The sequence below is a fragment of the Mesorhizobium sp. WSM3860 genome (assembly GCF_002294995.1).
Lineage (GTDB): Bacteria > Pseudomonadota > Alphaproteobacteria > Rhizobiales > Rhizobiaceae > Mesorhizobium.
In genome coordinates this window covers 79,277-102,523 of record NZ_NSGF01000013.1, presented here as the reverse complement: position 1 = coordinate 102,523, position 23,247 = coordinate 79,277, and the positions used below count along the sequence as shown (strand labels likewise).

Sequence of the window (23,247 nt, the reverse complement as noted above, 5' to 3'; positions counted from 1 at the left end):
CCACAATCACGCATTGAAGCCGCCAGAGCGGCTGGCTCTGGCCCAACGGAGGTACCAGGGATGAAAACGGCTGTTTCGACCTCGCTTTCAAGACGAAGCATCGTCGCCGTGCTGGCGGCGGCGGCCGCGTCGACCGCTATGTTGCCCGCCGGCGATGCGCTGGCGCAGACCAAGCAGACCGCGCCGGACAAGAGTCTATATGAACGGCTGGGAGGCGTGTTCGCCATCGCAGCCGTGGTCGATCACTTCAGCGACGCCGTCGTGAAAAACCCCATCGTCGGCAAGAAGTCCAAGAACCCGCAGCTGCGCAAATGGCACACCAAGAACCTTGAACGGCTCCCGGGCCTCAAGTTCATGCGGACGCTATGGGTGTGCGATGTTTCCGGCGGTCCCTTCAAGTTCGTGGCCACCAAGCCGGGCGCGACGCCGCTCGGCCTCGAGGAGGCCCACAAGGACCTGAAGATTTCTCCCGCAGAATTCGACGAGGTCGCGGCGGAACTCGGGCGGACGCTCGACCACTTCAAGATTCCGAAGGCCGAAAAGACCGAGGTCCTGGAAGCCTTTGCCGCGCACAAGGATGAGGTCACCGCCGGCTCTGTCAAAAAGGGGTGAGGCGCAAGAATCCGGCGAACAGGCGAGGGCGGTCCCGCTCCGCCTATCCCCCCGCCAGCCGCGGCAGCAGGAAAACCTCCGCCCCCGGCGGCAGTTCCTTCGACCAGGTGTCGCGATAGATCGTCCCATCGATCGCGACCGCGATGCCGCGATCGAGCAGGGGCTCGAAGGCGGGATGCTGTTCCGCAAGCTTGCGGAACAGCTCCCTGATGTCCTTGGCCTCGATGTCGAGCTTGTCCTTGCCTCCGGCTGCGGCGCTGAGCGAGCCCCGGTGACTTGGACCATTATCGCCTGATCCTCATTGGACCGTGACGGCGAACGTTTCCGCGTGCGCCTGGGCAATTGGCGCGACGAGCCGGTCGGCCCGCATCAGCAGGCCATGTATCAGGTGTCCTTCGCCAACAGATCTTCGCCACGCTCTTTCCCTGGCTGATGCGGAACCACGGCGGTTTAAGCATCCTCATCCACCCCAACATCACCAACCCCAAGCGCGACCATACGGTCGACCCGGTCTGGATCGGCCGGCCGCTGGGGGTGCATGAGGAGGTGCTGGGCGAGGAGGATGAGGCGGAGGAGGCGCTGGAGGTGAACACGGAGCCGACGCTGGGGGCGTATGGGTGAGGCATCGACGACGGGCTCGGGCTCGGCTAGCTGAAGAAGCGGCCGGGAAGCCGGGACGCTTTCGGGGAGCGGAAAACAGTGCCTTGCCTTCGCACAAGCGGAGGCGGAGTTTGCCAGCAGAGACTATGGGAGTGGAGGCAGCGTTATTGAGAGCAGCAAACCGAAACGCTATCCGCCTCAATCGACGATCGCTAATGCATCTCAAATGCCGAACGAACAGTCTCGTCTGACAAGCCCTCGTCGAGAATCGCAATGAGGCGTTCACGCGAGCTAAGCGCATCCTGGTGAGTTTTTGCCCAAGCAAAGAAAGCGATGCTGATGGAGCCAGTTAGCTTGTGGTACCTGTCGAGGTTGATCATGACGGGCGCCAACGTAAACGTCACCTCCCATTCATCGCGCATTTGTACCCTTTCTTTCAATGCATCTGCCACCGAATTGCAAAGCCGAGCCCAATGATCTGCCTTGATATCATTGTAGAGACTGCTGGTGAGATGAAGGTACCCTCCAGCCGCTCGACGACGGCCTTTTGGAGCATCGCCATCGATATGATGTCCAAGGTCACAGCCAATCGAAAAGAAGCTTGAGGAGCTAGCAGCCAGCCGCATAAGTAAAATCTGCAACTTTTTAGAGGCGCTGCACTCAGCTATCTCAGCAGCCAAATCCGGTCGTCCCCTCACGTCGACAAAGCCGCGATTACTTCGTCTTTCGTCTACGAAAGAAGGGTAGGGGATGCTGATTGCTTCAGTCCGTTCGTTACTCTTAATTTCGACAGGCAATGCTTTACCTCTGGCATCTATTGTCAGTTTCGAAACGGCAGGCAACTTGCCGTTGGAATTCGCAGGGTGCATACAGTCGCTCGCAGGAGATTATTCCCATGGCGCAAACTTCCATTGAATGGACCGACACAACCTGGAACCCTGTGGCAGGTTGCTCCATCGAGTCCGATGGCTGCAAATTTTGTTATGCCATGCGAATGGCAGGTCGGTTAGAGGCCATGGGAGTTGAAAAATATCAAGGCCTCACAAGAAAGACTGGCGGGAGGAGAAAGTGGAACGGGAATATCAGGCTTGACTGGAAATCCCTGAACGCACCGCTAAATTGGAAAAAACCGAGACGGGTTTTCGTTAACTCAATGTCGGATTTGTTTCACCCTGCGGTTTCTGCAGAATTCGTCCGCGAGGTCTGGAGAATTATGGGCGAAACGCCGCGCCATACGTATCAGATCCTTACAAAGCGGCCGGCCCGGATGGCCGAAGTTCTGATTTCGACGCAGCTACCTGTGCTCGCCAATGTATGGCTTGGCACAAGCGTTGAGGACAAACGCGTAGCGTCGCGGCTAGACGAACTGCGTAATGCGCCGGGCGCAACCCGCTTTGTGTCCTTCGAACCTCTGATAGGCTCGGTCGCAGGTGTTAGTTTGAAGAACATAGATTGGGCTATCGTGGGAGGCGAGAGCGGACCCGGCGCTCGTCCAATGGATGCATTTTGGGTAGACGAGATAGAGTCAATGTGCCGCGTAAGTGGCACCGCTTTTTTCTTTAAGCAATGGGGCGGTAGAAACAAGAAAACGACGGGCCGGCTCCTCAACGGCCGAACGTTCGATGAAATGCCGGCAACTTTCGGTGCTGAAACCCCAACATAGGCTTGACGAGAAAAGCCTCTTTGTTGTTGCTTTCAACGAAAGGTTGGGAGCAACTTCAATCACAAGATTCAAATGGAGTCCTGATGGCCCATTACCTGCCGCCCGGGCGCATAGCCTGGCGAAGCTGAGGCTTATAGCGTTCTATCTGCAGCAATATTTCGAAACGGTATCAGTTAACCCAAAAATCGACACCCTCCGCGTTACGTTTGTGGATGGGTTCTGCGGCGGAGGTTCGTATAACGATCGAGGGCAAGAAGTGTTTGGAACTCCACTCCTGCTTCTTCACCTCGTGGAGGATGCGAAGCGAGTTCTGAACGAAGGGCGTGCCAAGCACATCGAAATTAACGCTGATTTCCACTTCGTCGACAGCGACAAAGGAGCGATCGACACACTCAAAGCAAAACTGGTGAGCGCAGGCCTTTTGGGGCGAATTGATAAGGACATACATATTCTTCGTTCTAGCTTTGCAGATGCTTACTCCGCCATCAGGGCTGCGATCTTAGCGCGGACGCGCAATATGGTCGGCCGCTCGGTGTTTGTGCTAGATCAGAAGGGTTACAAGGACGCCCCGCTTCCCCTCGTCCGTGACATCCTTAGTAGCTTCAGTGGTTCAGAAGTCATCCTAACGTTCGCAGTAGGCTGGCTTATCGACTATCTAAGCGATCAGCCGCAAACGGTGCGTGCGGTCTCCCAAGTCGGGTTAACCGATGAGCAGATAAAAGAATACTTACAGCTGAAAGAGCGGAAAGGCGGACGCATCGTTATTGAGAGACTTTTGCTTCGTCATCTTCAAGACGCGACGGGAGCAAAGTTTGCTAGCCCGTTCTTTATAAGGTCGGAGGAAGCCAACAAGGACCTCTGGATAGTGCATCTATCGAATCATATGACAGCTAGGGATGTCATGGTCGAGGGCCACTGGAAATTTAAGAATCATTCGTTGCATTTTGGTACCGGCGGCCTCGAGATCATGGGCTTCGATCCCAAACAAAACCCCGGAGATGTGCCTGATTTCTGGTTTGGTGACTATGAAGAAGCTGTAATGAGAGATCGCCTGGCGGACGATGTGTTGCGCCGACTGCGCGATAGCTATCAAGACGGGGCTGCGCGCTATTTGGGCTTTCTAGCCGATGTAGCGAACGAGACACCTGCGCGTCGGTCTGATTTCGATAGTGTTGCAGTCGCGTTGGTGGGGGCGAAAGAGCTTCGCCTCTCAGACCTGCATGGGCAATTACGTCGGTCTACTCGCCCTGGAAAGTCAGACGTAATCAGTCTCAACCCGCAAACAAGTTTTCATTTCATGAATCGCTCGTCGGGACAGAAGATCGGCTAATGGTCTCTCGCAATTTAGTGCTTCGTTCCTGAAACGAAGCACCTCCGAGAGCGTCACTTCGATCATTCGCTGAACGCTGCGAATGTTGCGAGATTTCCGAATGCTAGCGTGGAGACGGTGGCCGGGATTGCATTCCAAAGCAAAGGGAAGGACAACATGCAACAAGAATAGGAGAATCAGGCGGGCGCAATGAGACTTATAATCACAGACGTCACCGAGATGAGTACTGGGAATTATTGCGTCGCCGGATGGCGTGCGCACACTCAGCAGATGGTTCGCCCGCTTCCGGGCGGTGCCAACTGGACGCTAGCTCGACTACAGCAGCATGGTGTGGTGCCGGGTGCGACGATCCAATTCCTACCAACTGGGCAAGTGCATCCGGGTGCTCGTCCGCATAGCACAGAAGACACACCTGTCGACGCCAACGCCATCCAGCTTGTGGATGCCGGACCAATCAACTGGATTGGAGGTGACTCCCCGGCTATTTTTGGGACCGTGGCTGCGGCATTCGATAATCATGTGGCAAACAACAATCAATGGAATGGTGTCTTCCAAGGCGTTTATGTACCTGCTGGGGCTGAAACCCGATCACTCGGCGCGATTCAGATCGACAGAAATGCGATTGAATTGGTGGAGAGCTTCGAGAAGCTGAAAGCCGTCGTCGATGATGGCCATCGCGAGTACCAGCTGGCAGTCTCAAGCAAGGTGCTCAAAGAAGCGTGGCGACAGGGTGGGATCAACGCAGCCCGCCAAGCATTGCCCGGAGCTGCACGCTTTCACGTGCGGTTGGGCTTGGCTCGACCATTCGGCAATCCAGCGGACAAATGCTATATGATGGTCAACGGCGTTCACGGATAACTTCATGTCGGACAAAATTGTTTACAGCATTGGCCACTCGACGCTGAGTTACGAGCGGTTCTTAACGCTCCTCCGGAAAGCGGGTGTGAGCGCGATAGCTGATGTGCGCAGCGCTCCTTATTCGCGTCATTTCCCTCACTTCAGCAAGGACCTTCTCAAGAGCGAACTCCAGATGGATGGCATAGCCTATTCTTTTCTCGGCAAGGAACTCGGAGGTCGCCCAAGCGGCAGTCAATACTTTTGCGAAGGCGTGGCGGACTACGAGTCCATGGCAAAGGCTCCAGAGTTCCATGAAGGTCTCAAAAGGGTCATCGACGGTTCGGTGAAGTTCCGCATTGCCCTGATGTGCTCAGAGCGTGACCCGCTAGACTGTCACCGATGCCTCTTGGTAGGGCGGGCGCTTTCCGAGCGGGGAGTTGTTGTGAAGCATATTCTACCTGACGGTAAAATTATCGATCAGGAAGGTATCGAACAGCGGCTTCTAGAATCCAGTGATCAGCAGGAAATGGATCTTGGTAACGGCAGCCGAACGAAGCTCGCGGATGCCTATCGCGCACGCGCCCGAAGAGTCGCCTACGCGGTGCTGCCGCAATCTACGCAGCGGCGCACGGCAGCGAGTTGATGATGCGTCCCGTTCATGTCTCTACTATCGGGTTCACCAAGTCGACTGCGGAGCACTTCTTCGAGCGGCTGCTCAAAGCCGATGTGAAGAAATTGATAGACGTACGGCTCAACAACACTTCTCAGCTGGCTGGCTTCGCTAAGTCGGAAGACTTGGCGTATTTCCTAAGAAAGATTGGCGGCATTCAATATGTACATCAGCCGATACTTGCGCCGACGGCAAACATTCTCGATGCCTATAAGAAAGAGAAAGGCGACTGGAGCATTTACGAAAAGCAGTTTACACAGCTATTGGAAAGCCGGAAAATCGAAGAGCGCTTGCGACCTGAGATGTTCGATGGAACATGCCTACTGTGTTCTGAAGCGACGCCGCATCATTGTCACCGTCGTCTGGTCTGCGAGTATCTAAACTCAAAATGGGGTTCGCCCCTCAAAATACGACATTTGTGAGCGGCGCAAGACGTCCATATTTCGGATCCTCCCGCATCAACGGCGCGAGGTTGCGGGGGGAAGGCAACCGCCCCCATCACCCCCCCGCCAACCGCGGCAGCAGAAACACCTCCGCCCCCTCCGGCAACTCCTTCGACCAAGTATCCCGATAGATCGTCCCGTCGATCGCGACCGCTATGCCGCGATCGAGCAGGGGTTCGAAGGCGGGATGCTGTTCCGCAAGCTTGCGGAACAGCTCCCTTATGTCCTTGGCCTCGACCTCGACCTTGCTCTTGCCCCCGGCGAGCTGGCCGAGGGCGCCCCAGAGGGTGACTTCGACCATTAGAGCAAGGTCCTCATCTCGGCTCTACCCTTCCCGTTCGGCCTCGAGCGCTGCAAGAATCCGCGGCGGCGACATCGGGATGTGGCTCATGCGCACGCCCACCGCGTTCGACACTGCGTTGGCGATCGCCGCCAGCGGCGGCACGATCGAGGTCTCGCCGACGCCGCGCACCCCATAGGGGTGGTTGGGGTTGGGGATCTCGAGGATCTGCGTGTCGATCATCGGCAGGTCGGAGCACACCGGGATGCGGTAGTCGAGGAAGCCCGGATTCTGCAGCCGACCGTCCTTGCCGTAGATATACTCCTCGTTGAGCGCCCAGCCGATGCCTTGCGCAGCACCGCCCTGGTACTGGCCCTCGACATAGGTCGGGTGCACCGCCTTGCCGGCATCCTGCACCACCGTGTAGCGGATCACCCTGGTCGAGCCGGTCTCGGGATCGACCTCGACGTCGCAGATATGGGTGGCGAAGGAGACCCCCGCGCCGTCGGCGACGAGCTCGCTATGGCCGGCGATCGGCCCGCCGGTCTTGCCGGACTGCGCGGCGATCTCCTTCAGCGACAGCTTGCCGAGATTGCCGTGCTTCTCGCCCTTGGCGACCGCGTGGCCCTTTTCCCAGGCAACGTCGTCGACCGAGATGTCCCACATCTGCGCGGCGCGCTCGCGCAGCACCTTGATGGCGTTGCGGGCGGCCGAGATGGTCGCCATCGAGGAGGAGAAGGTGCCGCGGCTGCCGTCGGTCATGTCGTTGTAACCGAGGCTGGAGGTGTCGGCGACGATCGCCTTGACCTGGCCGTAGTCGATGCCGAGCTCCTCCGCCGCCACCAGCGACAGCGAGGCGCGCGACCCGCCCACATCCACCGTGCCGACGGCGAGCGACACCGTGCCGTCCATGCCGATGTTCAAGTCGGTGCAGGTCTGGCCGCCGAAGTTGAACCAGAAGCCGCAGGCCATGCCGCGGCCCTGGTTCTGAGCCAGCGGCGCGCGCATATGCGGGTGTTCCTTCACCGCTTCGAGCGTCGGGCCGATGCCGATCGGGCCGTAGACCGGGCCGTAGGAGGCGCGGGTGCCTTCCTGCGCCGCATTCTTGATGCGGAACTCGACCGGGTCGATGCCGATCTCCTTGGCGAGCTCGTCGACCGCGCTTTCCACCGCGAACGCCGCCATCGGTGCCGAGGGCGCGCGATAGGCCGCGGTCTTCGGCCGATTGACCAGCACCTCGTAGCCCACCGTCTTGACGTTCTCCAGCTTGTAGCAGGCGAAGGCCGTCATGGCGCCGATCTCCGCCCACATGCCGGCATAGGGGCCGCATGTATAGCGCAGCGTCGCTTCGGCGGCGGTGATCGTGCCGTCCTTCCTGGCGCCGATCTTGACGTCGATCGAGGTGGCGCTGGTCGGGCCCGAGGCGCGGAACACTTCGTCGCGCGTCATCACCAGCTTCACCGGACGGCCGGCTTTACGGGAGAGGGCGAGAGCCACCGGCTCGGCCCAGACATGCGTCTTACCGCCAAAACCGCCGCCGATCTCCGACGAGGTGACGCGCAGCTTCGAGACTTCGAGGCCGAGCAGCTGGGCGCAATGCTGGCGATAGACGAAATGGCCTTGCGTGCAGACCCAGAGATCGGCCGTGCCGTCGGGATTGACGCTCGCCACGCAGGCATGCGGCTCGATATAGCCCTGGTGCGTCTGCTCGGTCTTGAAGGAGCGCTCGACGACGAAATCGGCCTGGGCAAAACCCTGGTGGACGTCGCCATGGCCGTATTGCGTGCGCTTGGAGACGTTGGACGGCTTGACCGGTTTTTCCTCCAGCCCCTCGGTGAAGATGGCGTCGTTGATGAGAGGAGCGTGGTGCTGCATCGCCTCGTCGACGTCGGTCACATGCGGCAGCACCTCATAGTCGACCTCGATCAACTTCAGCGCCTGCCTGGCGGTGCGAGCGTCGATCGCCGCCACCGCGGCCACGGCATGGCCGTCATAGAGCGCCTTCTTGCGCGCCATGCAATTGTCGAGGGTGTCGAACATGGCGGCATCGCCGTCGGTCAGGTCCGGCAGGTCTTTCGCCGTGATCACCGCCTTCACGCCGGCGAGCTTTTCCGCCTTCGACGTGTCGATCTTCTTGATGATCGCGTGGGCGTGCGGGCTGCGAAGCACGCGGCCGACCAGCTGCCCGGCCATGTTGAAGTCGGCGCCGTAGCGGGCGCGTCCCGTCACCTTGTCGACGCCGTCGGGGCGGAGGGGGCGCGTGCCGACGGATGAGAAGCTGCGTCCCGAGTAGCGCGGATCGAAATTCATCTCAGGCTCCCTTCATCACGTTTGCCGCGTCCTGGACGGCGCGCACGATCTTGTCATAGCCGGTGCAGCGGCAAAGATTGCCGGCCAGCCCGAAGCGGATTTCCTCCTCGGTCGGGGAGGGGTTCTTCTCGAGCAGATCCTTGGCCGCAATCAGGAAACCTGGCGTGCAGATGCCGCATTGCAAGGCCGCGTGCTCGAGGAATTTCTGCTGCAGCGGATGCAACTGATCGCCATGCGCCATTCCCTCGATGGTCTCGATCTGGCGGCCTTCGGCCTCGGCGCCGAGCACTAGGCAGGAGCAGACCAGCCGGTTGTCGACGATGACGCTGCAGGCGCCGCAGTCGCCTGTGCCGCAGCCTTCCTTGGCGCCGGTCAGCCCCAGCCGGTCGCGCAGCACGTCGAGCAGCGTCTCGTCGGGCTGGCAAAGATATTCGACGTGATCGCCGTTGATTGTCGTTGAAACCGCTACACCGGCCATCATTTGCCTCCTGCACGCTCATAAGCGGTGGTGGCGACACGCTTCGCCAGCACACCCGCAACTTTCCGTCTGAATTCGATGGTGCCGCGCTTGTCGTCGATCGGGCGGCAGGCGCCCGCGCAGATCTTGGCGAGCCGCTCAAGCGTCGCCTCATCCAGCTTCGAGCCGACGAGCACCTCGGCCGCCTCCTCGACCAGCAGCACCGTGGGCGCCGCGGCGCCCAGCGCCACGCGGGCCGCCTTGATCGCGCCCGCCTCATCGAGTGTCAGGTTCACGCCGGCGCTGACCACGGCAATATCCATCTCGGTGCGCGGAATGAAGCGCTGATAGGCATCGCCCGCATTTGGCGCGGGCTTGTCGAGCAGGATCGCCTCGATGATCTCGCCCTTGGCGAGGGAGGTACGGCCCGGTCCGGTCGGCACGGCTTCCACGGCAATCGTGCGCCTGCCGTTCGGCCCGGCGACCACCGCCTTGGCGCCGGCAGCCACCAGCGCCGGCACGCTGTCGGCGGCGGGCGAGGCGTTGCAGAGATTGCCGACGATGGTGCACCGTCCCTGCACCTGCTTAGAGCCGATCAGCTTGGCCGCCTCGACGACGCCGGGCCAGGCCTTCTTCAGCGCCGCGTTCTCGCCGAGCACCGCGCAGGGCACCGCGGCGCCGATGCTGAAGCCGTCTGCCGTTTCCTTGATTTCGCTCAGGCCCGCGATCGCCTTGATGTCGACGATCAGCTCGGGCTCGATGAAGCCGCCCTTCATCCTCACCAGAAGGTCGCTGCCTCCGGCAAGGATCGCGGCCGGGCCGGCCGCGCTGGCCAACAGGCCGGCGGCCTCTTCTATTGATTGCGGACGTATGTAGCGCATCGTCTCCCCTTGGTGGTCATGATCAGATCGACCGTTATAAAGACTCTCCTTATAATGACCATCCGCTTCCTGCATTGCACCACCTAAGTCAGGCGCATTGCCCTAATTCCTACCCCTAAATTTTCTAAGCCTAGCCGCTAGAACTACTCGTTTGCGCCCGGCCGGCCAAGCCTCCACCATGCCCTGATGACAGCCGGACATCGCATCCGGCAACAGGGAGGCTTCGATGACCGCTCTTGCCCGCAGGCCCTGGGTTCCCGCCCATTGCGAGGATTTTATCCAGGCGCTGGCGACGGCCACGTGCGGGCAGGGGAGCGAGGCCGTGCTCGCCGCGATCGAGGGCGGCATCGCGCTCAACCGGCAAATCCACGAGGCCGACTGCATCAACCTCAATCCGGCGACCAACGTCATGAACCCGAAGGCAGAGGCCGCGCTTGCTGCCGGGCTCGGCTCGCGCCCGTCGCTTGGCTATCCCGGCGACAAATACGAGATGGGGCTGGAGGGCGTCGAGCGCATCGAGGTCATCGCGGCCGAGCTCGCGGCGCAAGTCTTCGGCGCGAAATATGCCGAAATCCGCGTGCCTTCCGGCGCCATCGCCAATCTCTACGCCTTCATGGTCGCGGCGCGGGCGGGCGATGCCATCATCGCGCCGCCGCCGGCCATCGGCGGCCATGTCACGCACCATACGGCGGGCTGCGCCGGTCTGTACGGGCTCGAGATCCATGCCGCGCCCGTCGATGCCGACGGCTACACGGTCGATATCGAGAGGCTCCGCGCGCTTGCCCTTCGGATCAGGCCGAAGATGATCACCATCGGCAGCAGCCTCAATCTGCTGCCGCATCCCATCCAGGAAATCAGGGCGATCGCCGACGAGGTCGGTGCGCTGGTGCTGTTCGATGCCGCGCATCTCTGCGGCATGATCGCCGGACATGCCTGGCAGCAGCCGCTGGAGGAGGGTGCCCATCTGATGACGATGAGCACTTACAAGAGCCTCGGCGGACCGCCTTCCGGGCTGATCGTCACCAACGACGCCGAGATCGCCGAAAAACTCGACCGCATCGCCTTTCCCGGCATGACCGCCAATTTCGATGCCGCCAAGTCCGCCGCCCTGGCCATCACGATGCTCGACTGGAAGGCGCATGGCCGCGCCTATGCCGCTGCCATGGCCGGCACCGCCAGGGCGCTGGCCAGCGCGCTGGCTGAGCGCGGCCTGCCGGTGTTCTCGACCGCCAAGGGTCACACCGCCTCGCACCAGTTCGCCATCGAGGCGGCGGAGTTCGGCGGCGGCCAGGCGGCGGCGAAGCGGCTGAGGCGTGCGAACATCCTCACTTGCGGCATCGGCTTGCCGGTCACGGCGGTCGATGGCGACATGAACGGCCTGCGCTTCGGCACCCCGGAGATCGTGCGCTGGGGCATGACGGAGAAGGACATGCCCGAGCTTGCCGCGCTCATCGCCAGGGGACTGCGCGGCAACGATGCCATGGAGGATGTCGCCGCCGACGTGAGTGCATTCCGGCGGCGGTTCACGAAGCTTCATTTCGTCAGCTGAGCGCCTGAACCCGCGGGCAGGGAGCCCGCTTCTCAGAAACAAGGGACCGCGGGCGAGAAGCCCGCCGTCTTCAACAAAGGGGAATGACCATGCGCATGATTCTGCGATTGATGACTGCTGCCCTGATGGCCGCCACCGCCGCCGGCGTCGCCAGGGCGGATATCGTGCTGGGCGTCGCCGGCCCGATGTCGGGGCCGAACGCCGCCTATGGCGAGCAGTACCGCGTCGGCGTCGAGACGGCGATCCAGCGCATAAACGCCAATGGCGGCGTGCTCGGTCAAAAGCTCAGCGTCTCGGTCGGCGATGACGTCTCCGACCCCAAGCAGGGCGTGTCGGTCGCCAACAAGTTCGTCGCGGACGGCGTGCACTATGTCGTCGGCCACTACAATTCCGGAGTCACCATTCCGGCCTCGGAGATTTACGCGGAAAACGGCGTGCTCTTCGTCACGCCCACGGCCACCAACCCGATGGTGACTGAGCGCGGCCTATGGGATGCGTTCCGGGCCTGCGGCCGCGACGACCAGCAGGGCATCATCGCCGCGAAATTCGTGCTCGAGCGTTTTGCGGGCAAGAAGGTCGCCATCGTCGACGACAAGTCGACGGCCGGCAAGGGCCTCGCCGACGAGATGGCCAAGGCCTACAAGGCCGGCGGCGGCAAGGAGGTGCTGCACGAGGAGATCAACCCGGGCGAGAAGGACTACAGCGCGCTTGTCGCGAAGATCAAGGCGTCGGGCGCCGACCTTGTCTATTATGGCGGCCAGCACACGGAAGCCGGCCTCATCGTGCGCCAGATGCACGACCAGGGCGTCAAAACGGTCCTGATGGGCGGCGACGGCATATCCAACAGCGAGTTCGGCGCCATCGGCGGCGATGGCGCGGCCGGCACGCTGATGACGTCCTTCCCCGACCCGGCGAGCTTTCCCGAAGCCAAAGACGCGGTCGCCGACCTGAAGGCGAAGAATGTGCCCACTGAAGCCGTCACGCTCTATGCCTATGCCGCAACCCAGATCCTCGCCGAGGCGATCGCCAAGGCCAAGGTCGACGACGCGAAGGCTGCGTCCGAGTATCTCCATTCGGGAGCGGCTATCCCGACCGTGCTTGGCACCATTTCCTACGACGACAAAGGGGATATCAAGCAGCCGGGCTTCGTCGTATTTGAGTGGCGAAAGGTCGACGGCAAGCTCACTCCGGTGGCCCTCAAATAGACCTGAGGTCCTGGAGGCGAGCGCAGGCGGTCGCCGCTCTTTCGCTCGAAGCATTACCGCGCCGTCATGGCAGGCGGCGCGGCATCGGGAAAGCCGCATATGGCCGTCAATCCGCCGCGACCGCGCATGCCGCCGCTGAACGCCCTCAGGGCCTTCGAGGCGGCGGCACGCCATGAAAGCTTCGCCAAGGCGGCGGACGAACTCGGCGTGACGCCCGCCGCTGTCTCGCATCAGGTGAAGGCGCTGGAGGCTTGGCTAGGCTCTCCGCTCTTCGTGCGCCACGCGCAAGGCCTGCACCTCACCGAGGCCGGACGTTCGGCGCTACCCTCGTTTTCCACCGCCTTCGACGCCTTGGGGCTCGCCGTCCAGGAGTTGCGCGTCTCGGCGCCCCGGCCGCAGGTCAGCGTCGCGGCATTGCCTTCGATCGCGCAGCTCTGGCTGGCGCCGCGGCTGCCGGCCTTGCGCGCGGCGCATCCGACGCTGCGCCCCTCCATCCATGCGCTGGAAGAGCCGCCGGACTTCCGGCGCGAGCCTTTCGACCTTGCCATTTTCCTCACCAGGTCGGGCGCCGGCCGATCCTTCAAGCTCTGTGACGATGTGATCTTTCCTGTCTGCGCGCCGGCGCTGGCCAGGCAATTGAAGACGCCGGCCGATCTTTCCTCGCAGCTCCTGCTCTGGGACACCACCTGGACGGAGGATTGGAGCCTTTGGTTCGAAGTCGCCGGCGTGAAAGGCCCGTCGATCGAGACGGGTTCCGAATTCTCGCTCTACAGCATGGCTGTGCAGGCCGCCGTCGACGGCGCCGGCGTCCTGATGGGGCATGAGGCGCTGGTGTCGCGCGCTCTCGCCGCCGGCTTGCTGGTGGCACCGTTTCCGGAGCGGCGCGTTAAAACCGGTCTCGGGCTCTCGATCCTGGCGCCCGACCGTCCGCCCGCGCCGGCTGCCACCATGATCGATTGGCTGCTGGCAGAGGAAGGGGCGCCGCGCGGCTGATCGCCGTCGCGGTCCACGGGGTCAAGACGCTAGGCGAGGTCTACGCCGCTGCCATCCGCGCCCGCACCAGCGTCGCAGCGGCGTGGCCGGCGGCCGTGATGTAGTCGGGATCGTGGTGGATCAGCATGCTGGAAAAGGCGCCGTCCATCAGAAGCACGATCTCGCGCGCCAGCATCTTCGGCTCGCGCACGCCATGGCTCGCAAGCTCGCCCGCCAGCCATTTCTCGAAATTGCTCTTATGGCGCGAGCCGGCCTTCACCGCCGGATGTCCAGGCATCGCGGCGAGTTCGGCGGCCGTGCGTAGGAAGCCGCAGCCCTTCCATTTGACGTGCCGCGCCACGCGCGCCAGATGAGTGAAGATCGCCACGACCTTCTTGTCCGCGCCGCCTTGCGCCGCCTCGAACCAGCCGGCCATCTGCTTGAGGTTCGGCTGGTCGCGGCTGTCGAGATAGGCCGTGATCAGCTCGTCCTTGCTCTTGAAGTGGTAGTAGAGCGTGCGCTTGGTCAGCCCCGCTTTTTCCGCCACGGCATCGACGCTGACGCGGCCGATGCCTTCGGCATAGAAGAGTTTTGCCGCCGCGTCGACGAGGCGTTTTCTGGTTGGATTGGGCTTCTCGGTCATCCGTCAAGTATACCGACTAGTGAATATACACACAAGCCGGAAGCTGGTCCCTTGCAGCCGTTCCACAGAGCAATTCCAGGACATGCGCAGCGGTTTTCGTTCGGAATTGCAGAGAAAAACGAACGGCTAAGGAGAACACTATGACCGAGCCCGTGCTTTGCGAAATCCGCCACCGCGTCGCGATGCTGACGCTCAACCGCCCCGACCGCCGACCTCGGCGAAGGGCTCAGCGCCTGGATCGAGCGGCGCCGGCCCATCTATGACGGCTCATGGACGCACGTCACCCGGCTGAGCGAGGCGCGGCGCGCCTCGCTTCAGCTCGACCCGGCGGGGGATTAGGGCGCCACGTTGAGGTGACCCTTCATGTTGGGGTGGAGACGGCAGAAATAATCAACCGCGCCCGCTCGGCTGAGCGTGATCCTGCCTTTCGACTTCGGCGGGATCATCACCTCCCAGCCGCCCTTCACCGTCGCGGTGTGGGCGATGACATCCTTGTTCACCCACTCGATCGTGTCGCCGACCCTGGCCTCGACGCTCGCCGGCGAGTAGACCAGCCTGTCGATCGTCACCTCGATGGTGGCGGCGAGCGCCGGCGAAGCGACAAGCGCCAGCGCCAGCGAGCCGAGCAGCGATAACGCGGCCGCCCTCATTTCAGCGTGCCGGCGACATGCTCGGCATGCTGCTCATGCCCCTGGAAGATTTTCAGGCCGGTCTCCAGCAGGCTCTTCAGCTCGGCATTGCTGGCCGAAGGAATGAGCAGGGTTTCGAGCGCTCCGTTGACCTGCTTGTGATAGGCCACTTCGTTCTCGATATACGCCTTGTCGAAGGCAGTGCCCTTCAGCTTCGCCAGCTTGGCGCGCTCGTCCTTCGCCGCCTTGGTCAGCGCCTGGCTGGTGGCGTTGTCTTCCGGCTTCACCTTCAGCTTCTTCACCAGGTCCAGAGCCTGCTTGTTCACCGCCTCGTGGTCGCGCTCCATATCCTTGGCAAAGTCGACGACCTCCTTGGTTTTCGACTTCTTGATCGCCAGCTTCGCCGCCTCGATGTCGAGCACGCCGGCCGTATAGGCGATATGGGCGATCTGCGGGTCGGTCGGCTTCTCGGCGGCCTCAGCCAGCGGCGCTGCGCTGACGAGGAGGAAGGCGGCGAGGGCTGCGGTCGGTCGGATAAACATGGCATCTCCTTCGCCCGGCGGCGTGAGGCCTCGGGCTTGTTTTGGGTTGACGGGCATTGGATGCGGGAGAGGGCGAAACGTTCCTGACGTATTTCGTCGCGGCATTCGAGGAGCTAGCACTACAGCGTCGAGTTCCTTCGCGCCCCCCTCTGTCCTGCCGGACATCTCCCCCACGAGGGGGGAGATCGGTGGCTTTGGCGCCTCGCTCAACCTGCAACGTCGGCGATTTGCGAAAGCCGCGATGACAGCCAATCTCCCCCCAAAGTGGGGGAGATGGCCGGCAGGCCAGAGGGGGGCGCTGTCCCGCCAGCGTTGATCAGGTAGCCCCGACGAACCGTCAGCCCCCGAATCCCAGCCGCTTCATCACCGCCTGCGTCAGCCGCTCGCAGCGGCGGCCGGCGAAAGGAAAAGCGTCGAGCAGCACCGGGCCGATCTCGTCGTCCAGCGCCTTGCGCACCAAGGCACGCGCCCGGTGCAGCCTGGTCTTCACCGTTTCCGGCCTGATGCCCAGCAACTCGGCGGTCTCTTCGATGCTGAGGCCTTCGATGACGCGGGCGACGAAGACGGTGCGATAGACGTCGGGAAGGCTGTCGGTCGCCCGCTCGACAAGCCCTAGGATCTGCCGCTGCGCCATTGTCCGCTCCGGATCGTCGCCAGGGTTCAAGTCGCTTGGGTTCAGGGGAAACCGGATGATCTGCGCCTCAGGGTTTTCAGGCATCGCCACGATGCGCTTTTTCTTGCGCAGCCGGCCGAGCGCCTCGTTGATCACGATGCGCGACAGCCAGGTCGAGAGCGAGGCATCGCCGCGGAAGCTGTCGAGGCTGGCGAAGGCGCGCATATAGGCTTCCTGCACGATGTCCTCGGCTTCGGCGTCGTTGCGCACCACGCCGCGCGCGATCCGGTAGAGCCGCTGGTTGTGCGTCTTGATGATCAGGAGAAAGGCGCCCGGGTCCCGTGCCAGCGCCCGGCGCACCAGCGCCATCTCGCCGGCCTCCGCCGCCGAAACCGCGGCGGCCTGCCTTGCTGACTTCGTCATCGCGCCCCAATCTCCCAACAGGCGTTGCATCCGGGCAATTGGACGCGCCTGCCGGCAAAAGGTTCCCGGACTTTCGAGATCCTGTCGAACGCTATGCTACAGCTTTCAGCGGCGGCCTGTCTGCAGCCTGCGCGCGGGCGGCGGCCGCCAGCAGATCGGTCTGGGTAATGAGGCCGAGAATATGCCCACCCTCGTCGACGATCACCACCGCATGGCTGCGCCCGTCGGTCAGCAGCGGCAGCAGGCTCATCGCCGGTGTCTCGGGCGAGGCCGTGCCGGCCTTCGACATCACGCCCTTCACGGTGTCGGTCGCTTGCGTCAACTCGCGCAGGCCGACGGCGCCGACCAGCCTCGCCTCGGCGTCGACCACCGGCAAGGTGCGGATATTGTGGTCGAGAAGCTGCTTGCGCGCCTCGTCGGCGGTGGCGTTCTCCGACACCGAGATCACGTCGCGGGACATAATGTCCCGGCAGAGCAGCGTGCGGTGAGTGCGCACCATCGCCTGCAGCTCGACCTGGCGCAGCAGCCTTTCGATGTCGTCACGGTCTATGTCGAAGGTCTCGTCGAGTGCCGCAAGGGCAGCATCGACATCCTCCGGCCGGAAGCCGACGCGCTCCGCCGGCGGCCGGTCGGCGGTGCCGTGGCTGTTGGCGGCGGGCTGATGCACATGCGGATAATTGCGCCGCGACAGCTTGTGGAACAGGAAGCCGAGCGTCACCAATATGATCGAGTTCAGCGCCACCGGCACAAACGGAAACAGGAAGCCGGCGCTGATCACCGCCGGCCCGCCAAGCACGCCGGTGAGGGCTGCGGCACCGCCCGGCGGATGCAGCGAGCGCGTGAACGACATGGCGGCGATCGCCAGCGCCACGGCGAGACCGGAGGCGATCACCGGGTTGTGCACGAAATGCGCCACCGTGACGCCGACCAGCGCCGAGATCGTGTTGCCGCCGATGATCGACCAAGGCTGCGCCAGCGGGCTCGAGGGCACGGCAAAGAGCAGCACGGCGGACGCGCCCATCGGTGCCACCAGCATGGCCACATGCGGCCCGTTGCCCATGGCGAGCCCGCTGATCACGCCGGTCAGCGCGATGCCGATGGTCGCGCCGATGCAGGCAAGCAGTCGCTCGCGCAGTGTCGCGCCGGCAAGGATCGGAACGAAGAGGCGGAATGCCATGGCAGGCCCCAGGTCGAATGGCTTGAATTGTCGATGGCGGAATTTGCGTCGCCCGCAATGCCGCCGAAGCCACGGATTTGGAAGCCAAATCAATCCGTATGTTTGCGGCCGGAAAGAATATTATTGCTGAGGCGGCCCGGGCGCCATGCTGCCAGCGGCCTCTACCTTCTCAATCGCGCCAACGGGTTACGGCCGTTTTCGGACTCGATTCGTAAGCACCTGGCTCGTCATCCGGCTTCGGCCGCCGCCTTGAGCCCGCGCGAGATGTCCGCCTTGAGGTCCTCGACATCTTCCAGCCCGATCTGCAGGCGGATCAGCGGCCCGGAATAGGCGCCCTTGGCGATGGTGCGGTCGCCGAGGAAAACCGGCACGGCAAGGCTCTCATAGCCGCCCCAGGAATAGCCGAGGCCGAAGATGGTCAGCGCATCGAGGAAGGCGTGCTGCGCCTTCTGTCCGCCGCCATTCAGAACGATCGAAAAGACGCCGCTCGAGCCGCAGAAATCGCGCTTCCAGAGCGCATGGTCGGGATGGCTCGGCAGCGCCGGATGCAGCACCTGCGCAACGCCCGGCTGCTCCTCCAGCCAGCGCGCGATTTCGAGCGCGCTCCTCTGGTGATGCTCCAGCCTCACCCCCATGGTGCGCAAGCCGCGCAGCGTCTGGTAGATATCGTCCGGGCCCGAACAGCAGCCCAGCGTGCAGAACCCTTCATAGAGCTGCTTCCAGCTAGCGTCATTGGCCGAGACCAGGCCGAGCAGCACGTCCGAATGGCCGGCCGGGTATTTGGTTGCAGCATGGATCGAGATGTCGACGCCGTAATCGAGCGGCTTGAAGTAGAGCGGCGTCGCCCAGGTGTTGTCCATCATGACAATGGCGTTTGCCGCATGGGCGGCCTTGGCAATCGCCGGAATGTCCTGCACCTCATAGGTGTTCGATCCCGGCGACTCGGTGAACACCACCTTGGTGTTGGGCTTGATCAGCGAAGCGATGCCGGCGCCGATGCGCGGATCGTAATACTCGACATCGATGCCGAGCCGCTTCAGCATGGTATCGGCGAAATTCCGTGTCGGGTGATAGACCGAATCAACGATCAAAAGATGATCGCCGGCCGAGACGAAGGTGAGCAGGGGAATCGTCACCGCAGCCAGGCCCGACGGCACGGCGATCGTGCCGGCCGAGCCTTCCAGCGCATCGACGGCGAGCGTGAGCGCATCCATGGTCGGCGTGCCGCGCGTGCCGTAGGTGTATTTCTGGCTGCGCGAGGCCATCGAGGCGGCGTCGGGGTAAAGCACCGTCGAGGCATGCACGACCGGCGGATTGACGAAGCCGAAATAGTCGCGCGGGTCGTTGCCGGAATGGGCAAGCCGCGTGTTGATGCCGAGGTTGCTGCCGTCTGTCGCCATAGTTCGTCGCTCGTCGCAATGTGTCAGAGGCTCAGCCATAGAGCGGGGGAATTGGTCGCGCAACCGCTGCGAACCCGCCAAGCGGCGGTGTTTGGATGGGCCAAATGACAGATCGCCGGCTCATCGTTTGTGCCCTTTGCAGGCCTGCGACGAAGATGCGCCAGAGACAGCCTGGCGTCCCGTTCTTCGCTAGGAATCATGCCAGTCCTTCCATTGGCAGCAACAGTAGTAAGAGGCGGGAGTTCAGGTAACGTCCAAAATTTCCATGGCGCCGGACTTGCCGGTCCCGTTGCAGCTCTTGACCGATTTGCGGGCGCTTTTGGCTGCAATTCGGGCATTTGCGGCAATCGGTTTTCAAACGTGTCGCAATTCGGTCATTTCCCTTGACCTCACAGGAATAATCGCCTTCGATGCGTTTCGTGAATGGGAGGCAGTGCATCGGCGAAACGATGCGGGTCCGGGAGCGGACCTAAGTGGGAGCTGCATTCACAAACGAAAAAAGATCAAGCGTCGCCTGCAATTAGGGGCGCCTGTAACAGAAAAGGGTCTGTGGGTCATGAAACATATTGCATTGGGCATGTTTGGCGCTGCCGCGCTCGGGCTCATGGCGTCCGCCGCTTCGGCCGGCACGCTCGACACCGTCAAGCAGAAGGGCTTCATTCAGTGCGGCGTCTCGACCGGCCTCGCCGGCTTTTCGGCGCCGGACGACAAGGGCGACTGGAAGGGCATCGATGCGGATTTCTGCCGCGCCGTTGCGGCCGCCGTCTTTGGTGACGGCTCCAAGGTCAAGTTCACGCCGCTCAGCGCGAAGGAGCGTTTCACTGCGCTGCAGTCCGGCGAGATCGACATCCTCTCGCGCAACACCACCTGGACGAGCAACCGCGACAGCGCGCTCGGCCTGGATTTTGTCGGCGTCACCTACTATGACGGCCAGGGCTTCATGATCAACGCCAAGAAGCTGCCGGGGGTGAACTCCGCGCTGCAGCTTTCGGGCGCCGCCGTCTGCGTGCAGAGCGGCACCACGACGGAGCTCAACCTCGCCGATTACTTCAAGAAGAACAAGATGGAGTACAACCCCGTCGTGTTCGAGAAGCTGGAAGAGGTCAATGCCGCCTACGACTCCGGCCGCTGCGACGCCTACACCACCGACCAGTCCGGCCTCTACGGCATCCGTCTGACGCTGTCCTCGCCCGCCGACCACGTCGTGCTGCCCGAGATCATTTCCAAGGAGCCGCTCGGCCCGGCCGTGCGCCAGGGCGACGATCAGTGGGCCCATATCGCGCGGTGGACGTATTTCGCGCTGCTCAATGCCGAGGAAGCCGGCATCACGCAGGCGAATGTCGATGAGATGAAGACCTCGACCGACCCGAACATCCAGCGGCTCCTCGGCACTGAACCCGACGGCAAGTACGGCGCCGATCTCGGTCTCTCCAACGACTGGGTTGTCAACATCATCAAGGCTGTCGGCAACTATGGCGAAATGTTCGAGCGCAATGTCGGCGCGGGCAGCCCGCTCAAGATCGCGCGCGGCATCAACGCGCTGTGGACCAAGGGCGGCCTGCAATATGGTCCGCCCGTCCGCTGATTGAAACGTGATCCGGGAGGCAGGTCGTCTGCCTCCCGGTTTCTCTTTCCAGGGGATCGTCTATGGCTTCGCAGGAAATCCTTCGGCAGGAGCCGGGTCGCGGCTCCTTCATCAATGACCCGAAAATACGGGCCCTGTTCTTTCAGACGCTGGTCGTGATTGTTCTGTTCGTTTCGATCTGGTGGATCGTCAACAACGTCATCGAGAACCTCCAGCGCCTTCACATCGCCTCAGGCTTCCAGTTCCTCAGGAACAGGGCCGGTTTCGATATCTCCGACACGCCGATTGCCTACACGTCGGACGCGACCTATGGCCGTGCGCTTATCGTCGGCCTGCTCAACACAATCATCGTTGCCGCCGCCGGCATTGTCCTCGCCACCATAGTCGGCTTCATCATTGGCATCGGCCGGCTGTCGCAAAATTGGCTGATCCGTAAGATCTGCACGGTCTATGTCGAGATCTTCCGCAATATCCCGCCGCTGCTGGTCATCTTCTTCTGGTATTCGGGCGTGCTCGCGGTACTGCCGCCGCCGCGCGAAAGCTATCACCTGCCGTTCGGCTCCTTCCTCAACCAGCGCGGCTTCTATTTTCCGCGCGGTGTCTGGGGCGACGGCTCCTGGCTGGTTCTGGTCGCTTTCGTCGTGGGGCTCGCCATGGCGTGGTTTGTCGCCCACCGGGCGCGCCAGCGGCAGATGGCCACCGGCCAGCAATTTCCGGTGTTCTGGACCTCGGTCGGCCTGATCGTCGGACTGCCCGTGCTCGCCTTCCTGCTCGCCGGCATGCCGCTTACTTTCGACTTCCCGAAGCAGTCGACCTTCAATTTGACAGGCGGATTTCAGATCAAGCCTGAGTTCCTGTCGCTCCTGCTGGCGCTTTCCTTCTACACGGCCGCCTTCATCGCCGAGATCGTGCGCGCCGGCATCAAGGGCGTCAGCAAAGGCCAGAGCGAAGCGGCGGCTGCACTCGGCCTGCGTTCCGGCCCGATTCTGCGCCTGGTGGTGATCCCGCAGGCGATGCGCATCGTCATCCCGCCGCTCACCAGCCAGTATCTGAATCTCACCAAGAACTCCTCGCTGGCGATCGCCATCGGCTACCCCGATCTCACCGCCACCGCCGGCACGGTGCTCAACCAGACCGGCCAGGCGGTCGAGGGCGTGTTTCTCATGATGATCGCCTATCTGGTGCTGAGCCTCGTCACCTCCGCGGTGATGAACGTGGTGAACGCCAGAATGGCGCTGGTGGAGAGGTAGAGCCATGCAGGAACACGACATGTCCTGGGTGCGCACCGAGATGACGCTGGCGCAGCCGGCGCCTCCCGGCGAGCGCGGCGCCTATGCCTGGGTGCGCAAGAACCTGGTCGCCTCGGTTGGCGACACGATCCTGACCATCCTCGGCATCGCCATCGTCGCCTGGATCCTGCCGCAGGTCATCAACTGGGCCTTCATAAACGCGCAGTGGACCGGGCCGGACCGCACGGTCTGCGCCACCGTCTCGCAAGGCGGCATCCAGCCCGACGGCTGGACCGGCGCCTGCTGGGCTTTCGTCAACGCCAAGTTCGGCCAGTTCATGTTCGGCACCTATCACATCGAGGAACGCTGGCGGCCTATCCTGGTCGCCGTCCTGTTCGTGGTGCTGCTGGTGCCCATGCTTATCCCGCGCGTGCCGCGCAAGGGGCTGAACGCCATCCTGCTCTTCCTCGTGCTGCCGGTCGTCGCCCACTTCCTTTTGGTCGGCGGCGTGTTCGGCCTGCCGCATGTCGAGACCTCGCGCTGGGGTGGGCTGCTGGTGACGCTCAGTCTCTCCTTCGTGGGTATGGCCGTGTCGCTGCCGCTCGGCATCGCTCTGGCGCTCGGCCGTCGCTCCCAGATGCCGATCGTCAAATGGCTTTGCGTCGTCTTCATCGAGACGGTGCGCGGCATTCCGCTGATCACCGTGCTGTTCTTCGCCAGCGTCATGCTGCCGCTTTTCCTTCCCGAGGGTGTCACCTTCGACAAGTACCTCAGGGCGCTGATCGGCGTGTCGCTGTTTGCGGCCGCCTATATGGCGGAAGTGGTGCGCGGCGGCCTGCAGGCGATCCCGAAGGGCCAGTATGAGGGCGCCGATTCGCTTGGCCTCGGCTATTGGCAGAAGATGGGCCTGATCGTGTTGCCGCAGGCCTTGAAGCTGGTCATTCCCGGCATCGTCAACACCTTCATCGGCATGTTCAAGGACACCAGCCTGGTGCTCATCATCTCGATGTTCGACCTGCTGGGCGTGGTCAAGCAGAATTTCTCCGACCCCAACTGGGCGACACCGCAGACCCCGAAGTCCGGCCTGATCTTCGCCGCCTTCGTGTTCTGGCTGTTCTGCTTCGGCATGTCGCGCTATTCAATGTACACCGAGCGCCGGCTGGACACCGGCTACAAACGATAAAAAGGGGAACTGGC

25 protein-coding genes and 1 pseudogene are annotated in these 23,247 nt (G+C 62.6%); 14 read left to right on the top strand and 12 right to left on the bottom strand.

Features of this window, described 5'->3' with window-relative positions:
* The first annotated feature begins 108 nt into the window (after positions 1-108).
* Entirely contained in the window at positions 109-612 is a 504-nt protein-coding gene (locus CK220_RS20445) for a group 1 truncated hemoglobin (RefSeq protein ID WP_245429301.1), read from the top strand.
* A gap of 43 nt (positions 613-655) precedes the next feature.
* Here CK220_RS20445 and CK220_RS20440 read toward each other — a convergent pair whose 3' ends face one another.
* Positions 656-814: a hypothetical protein gene (locus CK220_RS20440; RefSeq protein ID WP_245429308.1), complete on the bottom strand. Its 159-nt coding sequence runs from the start codon at positions 812-814 to the stop codon at positions 656-658.
* Positions 815-1,044: 230 nt separating this feature from the next.
* Between CK220_RS20440 and CK220_RS32930 the strand changes: the two genes are divergently transcribed.
* Entirely contained in the window at positions 1,045-1,233 is a 189-nt protein-coding gene (locus CK220_RS32930; RefSeq protein ID WP_348629671.1) for a DOPA 4,5-dioxygenase family protein, read from the top strand.
* A 191-nt stretch (positions 1,234-1,424) separates the two neighbouring features.
* Here the strand turns inward: CK220_RS32930 and CK220_RS31515 are convergent, their stop codons facing one another.
* Positions 1,425-2,081 carry a hypothetical protein gene (locus CK220_RS31515; protein WP_141245178.1) on the bottom strand — a complete coding sequence of 219 codons (657 nt, stop codon included), beginning with the start codon at positions 2,079-2,081 and terminating at the stop codon, positions 1,425-1,427.
* 26 nt (positions 2,082-2,107) lie between these two features.
* Between CK220_RS31515 and CK220_RS20425 the strand changes: the two genes are divergently transcribed.
* The 5 genes from CK220_RS20425 (at position 2,108) to CK220_RS20410 (ending at position 6,134) form a co-directional block, all read left to right on the top strand.
* Positions 2,108-2,875 (top strand): DUF5131 family protein, encoded by a 768-nt coding sequence (locus tag CK220_RS20425; RefSeq protein WP_095813250.1) that lies wholly within the window; start codon positions 2,108-2,110, stop codon positions 2,873-2,875.
* A complete protein-coding gene (tcmP, locus tag CK220_RS20420) occupies positions 2,835-4,205 on the top strand; it encodes a three-Cys-motif partner protein TcmP (RefSeq protein WP_095813249.1) in 1,371 nt (456 codons plus the stop codon). Before CK220_RS20425 ends, tcmP begins: the two co-directional genes overlap by 41 nt.
* Positions 4,206-4,394: 189 nt before the next feature.
* Positions 4,395-5,063, top strand: a complete 669-nt coding sequence (locus CK220_RS31510) for a hypothetical protein (RefSeq protein ID WP_141245177.1) — start codon at positions 4,395-4,397, stop codon at positions 5,061-5,063.
* Between the two features lie 4 nt (positions 5,064-5,067).
* The gene (locus CK220_RS20415; RefSeq protein ID WP_095813248.1) at positions 5,068-5,685 is read left to right on the top strand and encodes a DUF488 domain-containing protein; all 618 of its coding nucleotides are present in this window, start codon (positions 5,068-5,070) and stop codon (positions 5,683-5,685) included.
* A complete protein-coding gene (locus CK220_RS20410; protein WP_095813247.1) occupies positions 5,685-6,134 on the top strand; it encodes a DUF488 domain-containing protein in 450 nt (149 codons plus the stop codon). Before CK220_RS20415 ends, CK220_RS20410 begins: the two co-directional genes overlap by 1 nt.
* Positions 6,135-6,210: 76 nt before the next feature.
* Here the strand turns inward: CK220_RS20410 and CK220_RS20405 are convergent, their stop codons facing one another.
* The 4 genes from CK220_RS20405 to CK220_RS20390 are packed head-to-tail and all read right to left on the bottom strand — an operon-like array spanning position 6,211 to position 10,083.
* Positions 6,211-6,456 (bottom strand): MoaD/ThiS family protein, encoded by a 246-nt coding sequence (locus CK220_RS20405; protein WP_095813246.1) that lies wholly within the window; start codon positions 6,454-6,456, stop codon positions 6,211-6,213.
* Positions 6,457-6,480: 24 nt separating this feature from the next.
* Complete coding sequence (locus tag CK220_RS20400) at positions 6,481-8,745, bottom strand: xanthine dehydrogenase family protein molybdopterin-binding subunit (protein ID WP_095813245.1); 2,265 nt, start codon at positions 8,743-8,745, stop codon at positions 6,481-6,483.
* 1 nt (position 8,746) lies between these two features.
* Positions 8,747-9,223, bottom strand: a complete 477-nt coding sequence (locus tag CK220_RS20395; RefSeq protein ID WP_066997187.1) for a (2Fe-2S)-binding protein — start codon at positions 9,221-9,223, stop codon at positions 8,747-8,749.
* Entirely contained in the window at positions 9,223-10,083 is an 861-nt protein-coding gene (locus tag CK220_RS20390; RefSeq protein WP_095813244.1) for a xanthine dehydrogenase family protein subunit M, read from the bottom strand. The genes CK220_RS20395 and CK220_RS20390 overlap by 1 nt, the downstream gene beginning before the upstream one ends.
* Positions 10,084-10,309: 226 nt before the next feature.
* On the opposite strand from CK220_RS20390, the gene CK220_RS20385 reads away from it, so the two are divergent.
* From CK220_RS20385 to CK220_RS20375, 3 genes are all read left to right on the top strand, one after another.
* A complete protein-coding gene (locus tag CK220_RS20385; protein ID WP_095813243.1) occupies positions 10,310-11,632 on the top strand; it encodes an aminotransferase class I/II-fold pyridoxal phosphate-dependent enzyme in 1,323 nt (440 codons plus the stop codon).
* A gap of 95 nt (positions 11,633-11,727) precedes the next feature.
* Positions 11,728-12,837, top strand: coding sequence for a branched-chain amino acid ABC transporter substrate-binding protein (locus tag CK220_RS20380; protein WP_176479148.1), 1,110 nt, complete (start codon positions 11,728-11,730; stop codon positions 12,835-12,837).
* Positions 12,838-12,936: 99 nt separating this feature from the next.
* On the top strand, positions 12,937-13,830 hold the full coding sequence (locus CK220_RS20375) for a LysR family transcriptional regulator (RefSeq protein ID WP_245429299.1): 894 nt from the start codon (positions 12,937-12,939) through the stop codon (positions 13,828-13,830).
* 40 nt (positions 13,831-13,870) lie between these two features.
* Here CK220_RS20375 and CK220_RS20370 read toward each other — a convergent pair whose 3' ends face one another.
* Positions 13,871-14,452, bottom strand: a complete 582-nt coding sequence (locus tag CK220_RS20370; RefSeq protein ID WP_095813241.1) for a TetR/AcrR family transcriptional regulator — start codon at positions 14,450-14,452, stop codon at positions 13,871-13,873.
* 198 nt (positions 14,453-14,650) lie between these two features.
* On the opposite strand from CK220_RS20370, the pseudogene CK220_RS32545 reads away from it, so the two are divergent.
* Positions 14,651-14,791, top strand: a pseudogene (locus CK220_RS32545) (enoyl-CoA hydratase); the annotation flags it as partial.
* On the opposite strand, the gene CK220_RS20360 reads toward CK220_RS32545, so the two are convergent.
* The 5 genes from CK220_RS20360 to CK220_RS20340 form a co-directional block, all read right to left on the bottom strand.
* Complete coding sequence (locus CK220_RS20360) at positions 14,788-15,102, bottom strand: cupredoxin family copper-binding protein (RefSeq protein WP_095813240.1); 315 nt, start codon at positions 15,100-15,102, stop codon at positions 14,788-14,790. The pseudogene CK220_RS32545 and the gene CK220_RS20360 sit on opposite strands and share 4 nt — an antisense overlap.
* On the bottom strand, positions 15,099-15,623 hold the full coding sequence (locus tag CK220_RS20355) for a DUF4142 domain-containing protein (protein ID WP_095813345.1): 525 nt from the start codon (positions 15,621-15,623) through the stop codon (positions 15,099-15,101). Before CK220_RS20355 ends, CK220_RS20360 begins: the two co-directional genes overlap by 4 nt.
* Before the next feature lie 337 nt (positions 15,624-15,960).
* Entirely contained in the window at positions 15,961-16,659 is a 699-nt protein-coding gene (locus tag CK220_RS20350) for an RNA polymerase sigma factor (RefSeq protein ID WP_095813239.1), read from the bottom strand.
* 91 nt (positions 16,660-16,750) lie between these two features.
* Entirely contained in the window at positions 16,751-17,836 is a 1,086-nt protein-coding gene (locus CK220_RS20345) for an HPP family protein (RefSeq protein ID WP_095813238.1), read from the bottom strand.
* Positions 17,837-18,063: 227 nt separating this feature from the next.
* Positions 18,064-19,236, bottom strand: coding sequence for a cystathionine beta-lyase (locus CK220_RS20340; RefSeq protein WP_095813237.1), 1,173 nt, complete (start codon positions 19,234-19,236; stop codon positions 18,064-18,066).
* A 556-nt stretch (positions 19,237-19,792) separates the two neighbouring features.
* Between CK220_RS20340 and CK220_RS20335 the strand changes: the two genes are divergently transcribed.
* From CK220_RS20335 to CK220_RS20325, 3 genes are all read left to right on the top strand, one after another.
* The gene (locus tag CK220_RS20335; protein WP_095813236.1) at positions 19,793-20,821 is read left to right on the top strand and encodes an amino acid ABC transporter substrate-binding protein; all 1,029 of its coding nucleotides are present in this window, start codon (positions 19,793-19,795) and stop codon (positions 20,819-20,821) included.
* 62 nt (positions 20,822-20,883) lie between these two features.
* Entirely contained in the window at positions 20,884-22,071 is a 1,188-nt protein-coding gene (locus CK220_RS20330; protein ID WP_095813235.1) for an amino acid ABC transporter permease, read from the top strand.
* Positions 22,072-22,075: 4 nt separating this feature from the next.
* A complete protein-coding gene (locus tag CK220_RS20325) occupies positions 22,076-23,233 on the top strand; it encodes an amino acid ABC transporter permease (protein WP_095813234.1) in 1,158 nt (385 codons plus the stop codon).
* Positions 23,234-23,247: the final 14 nt, after the last annotated feature.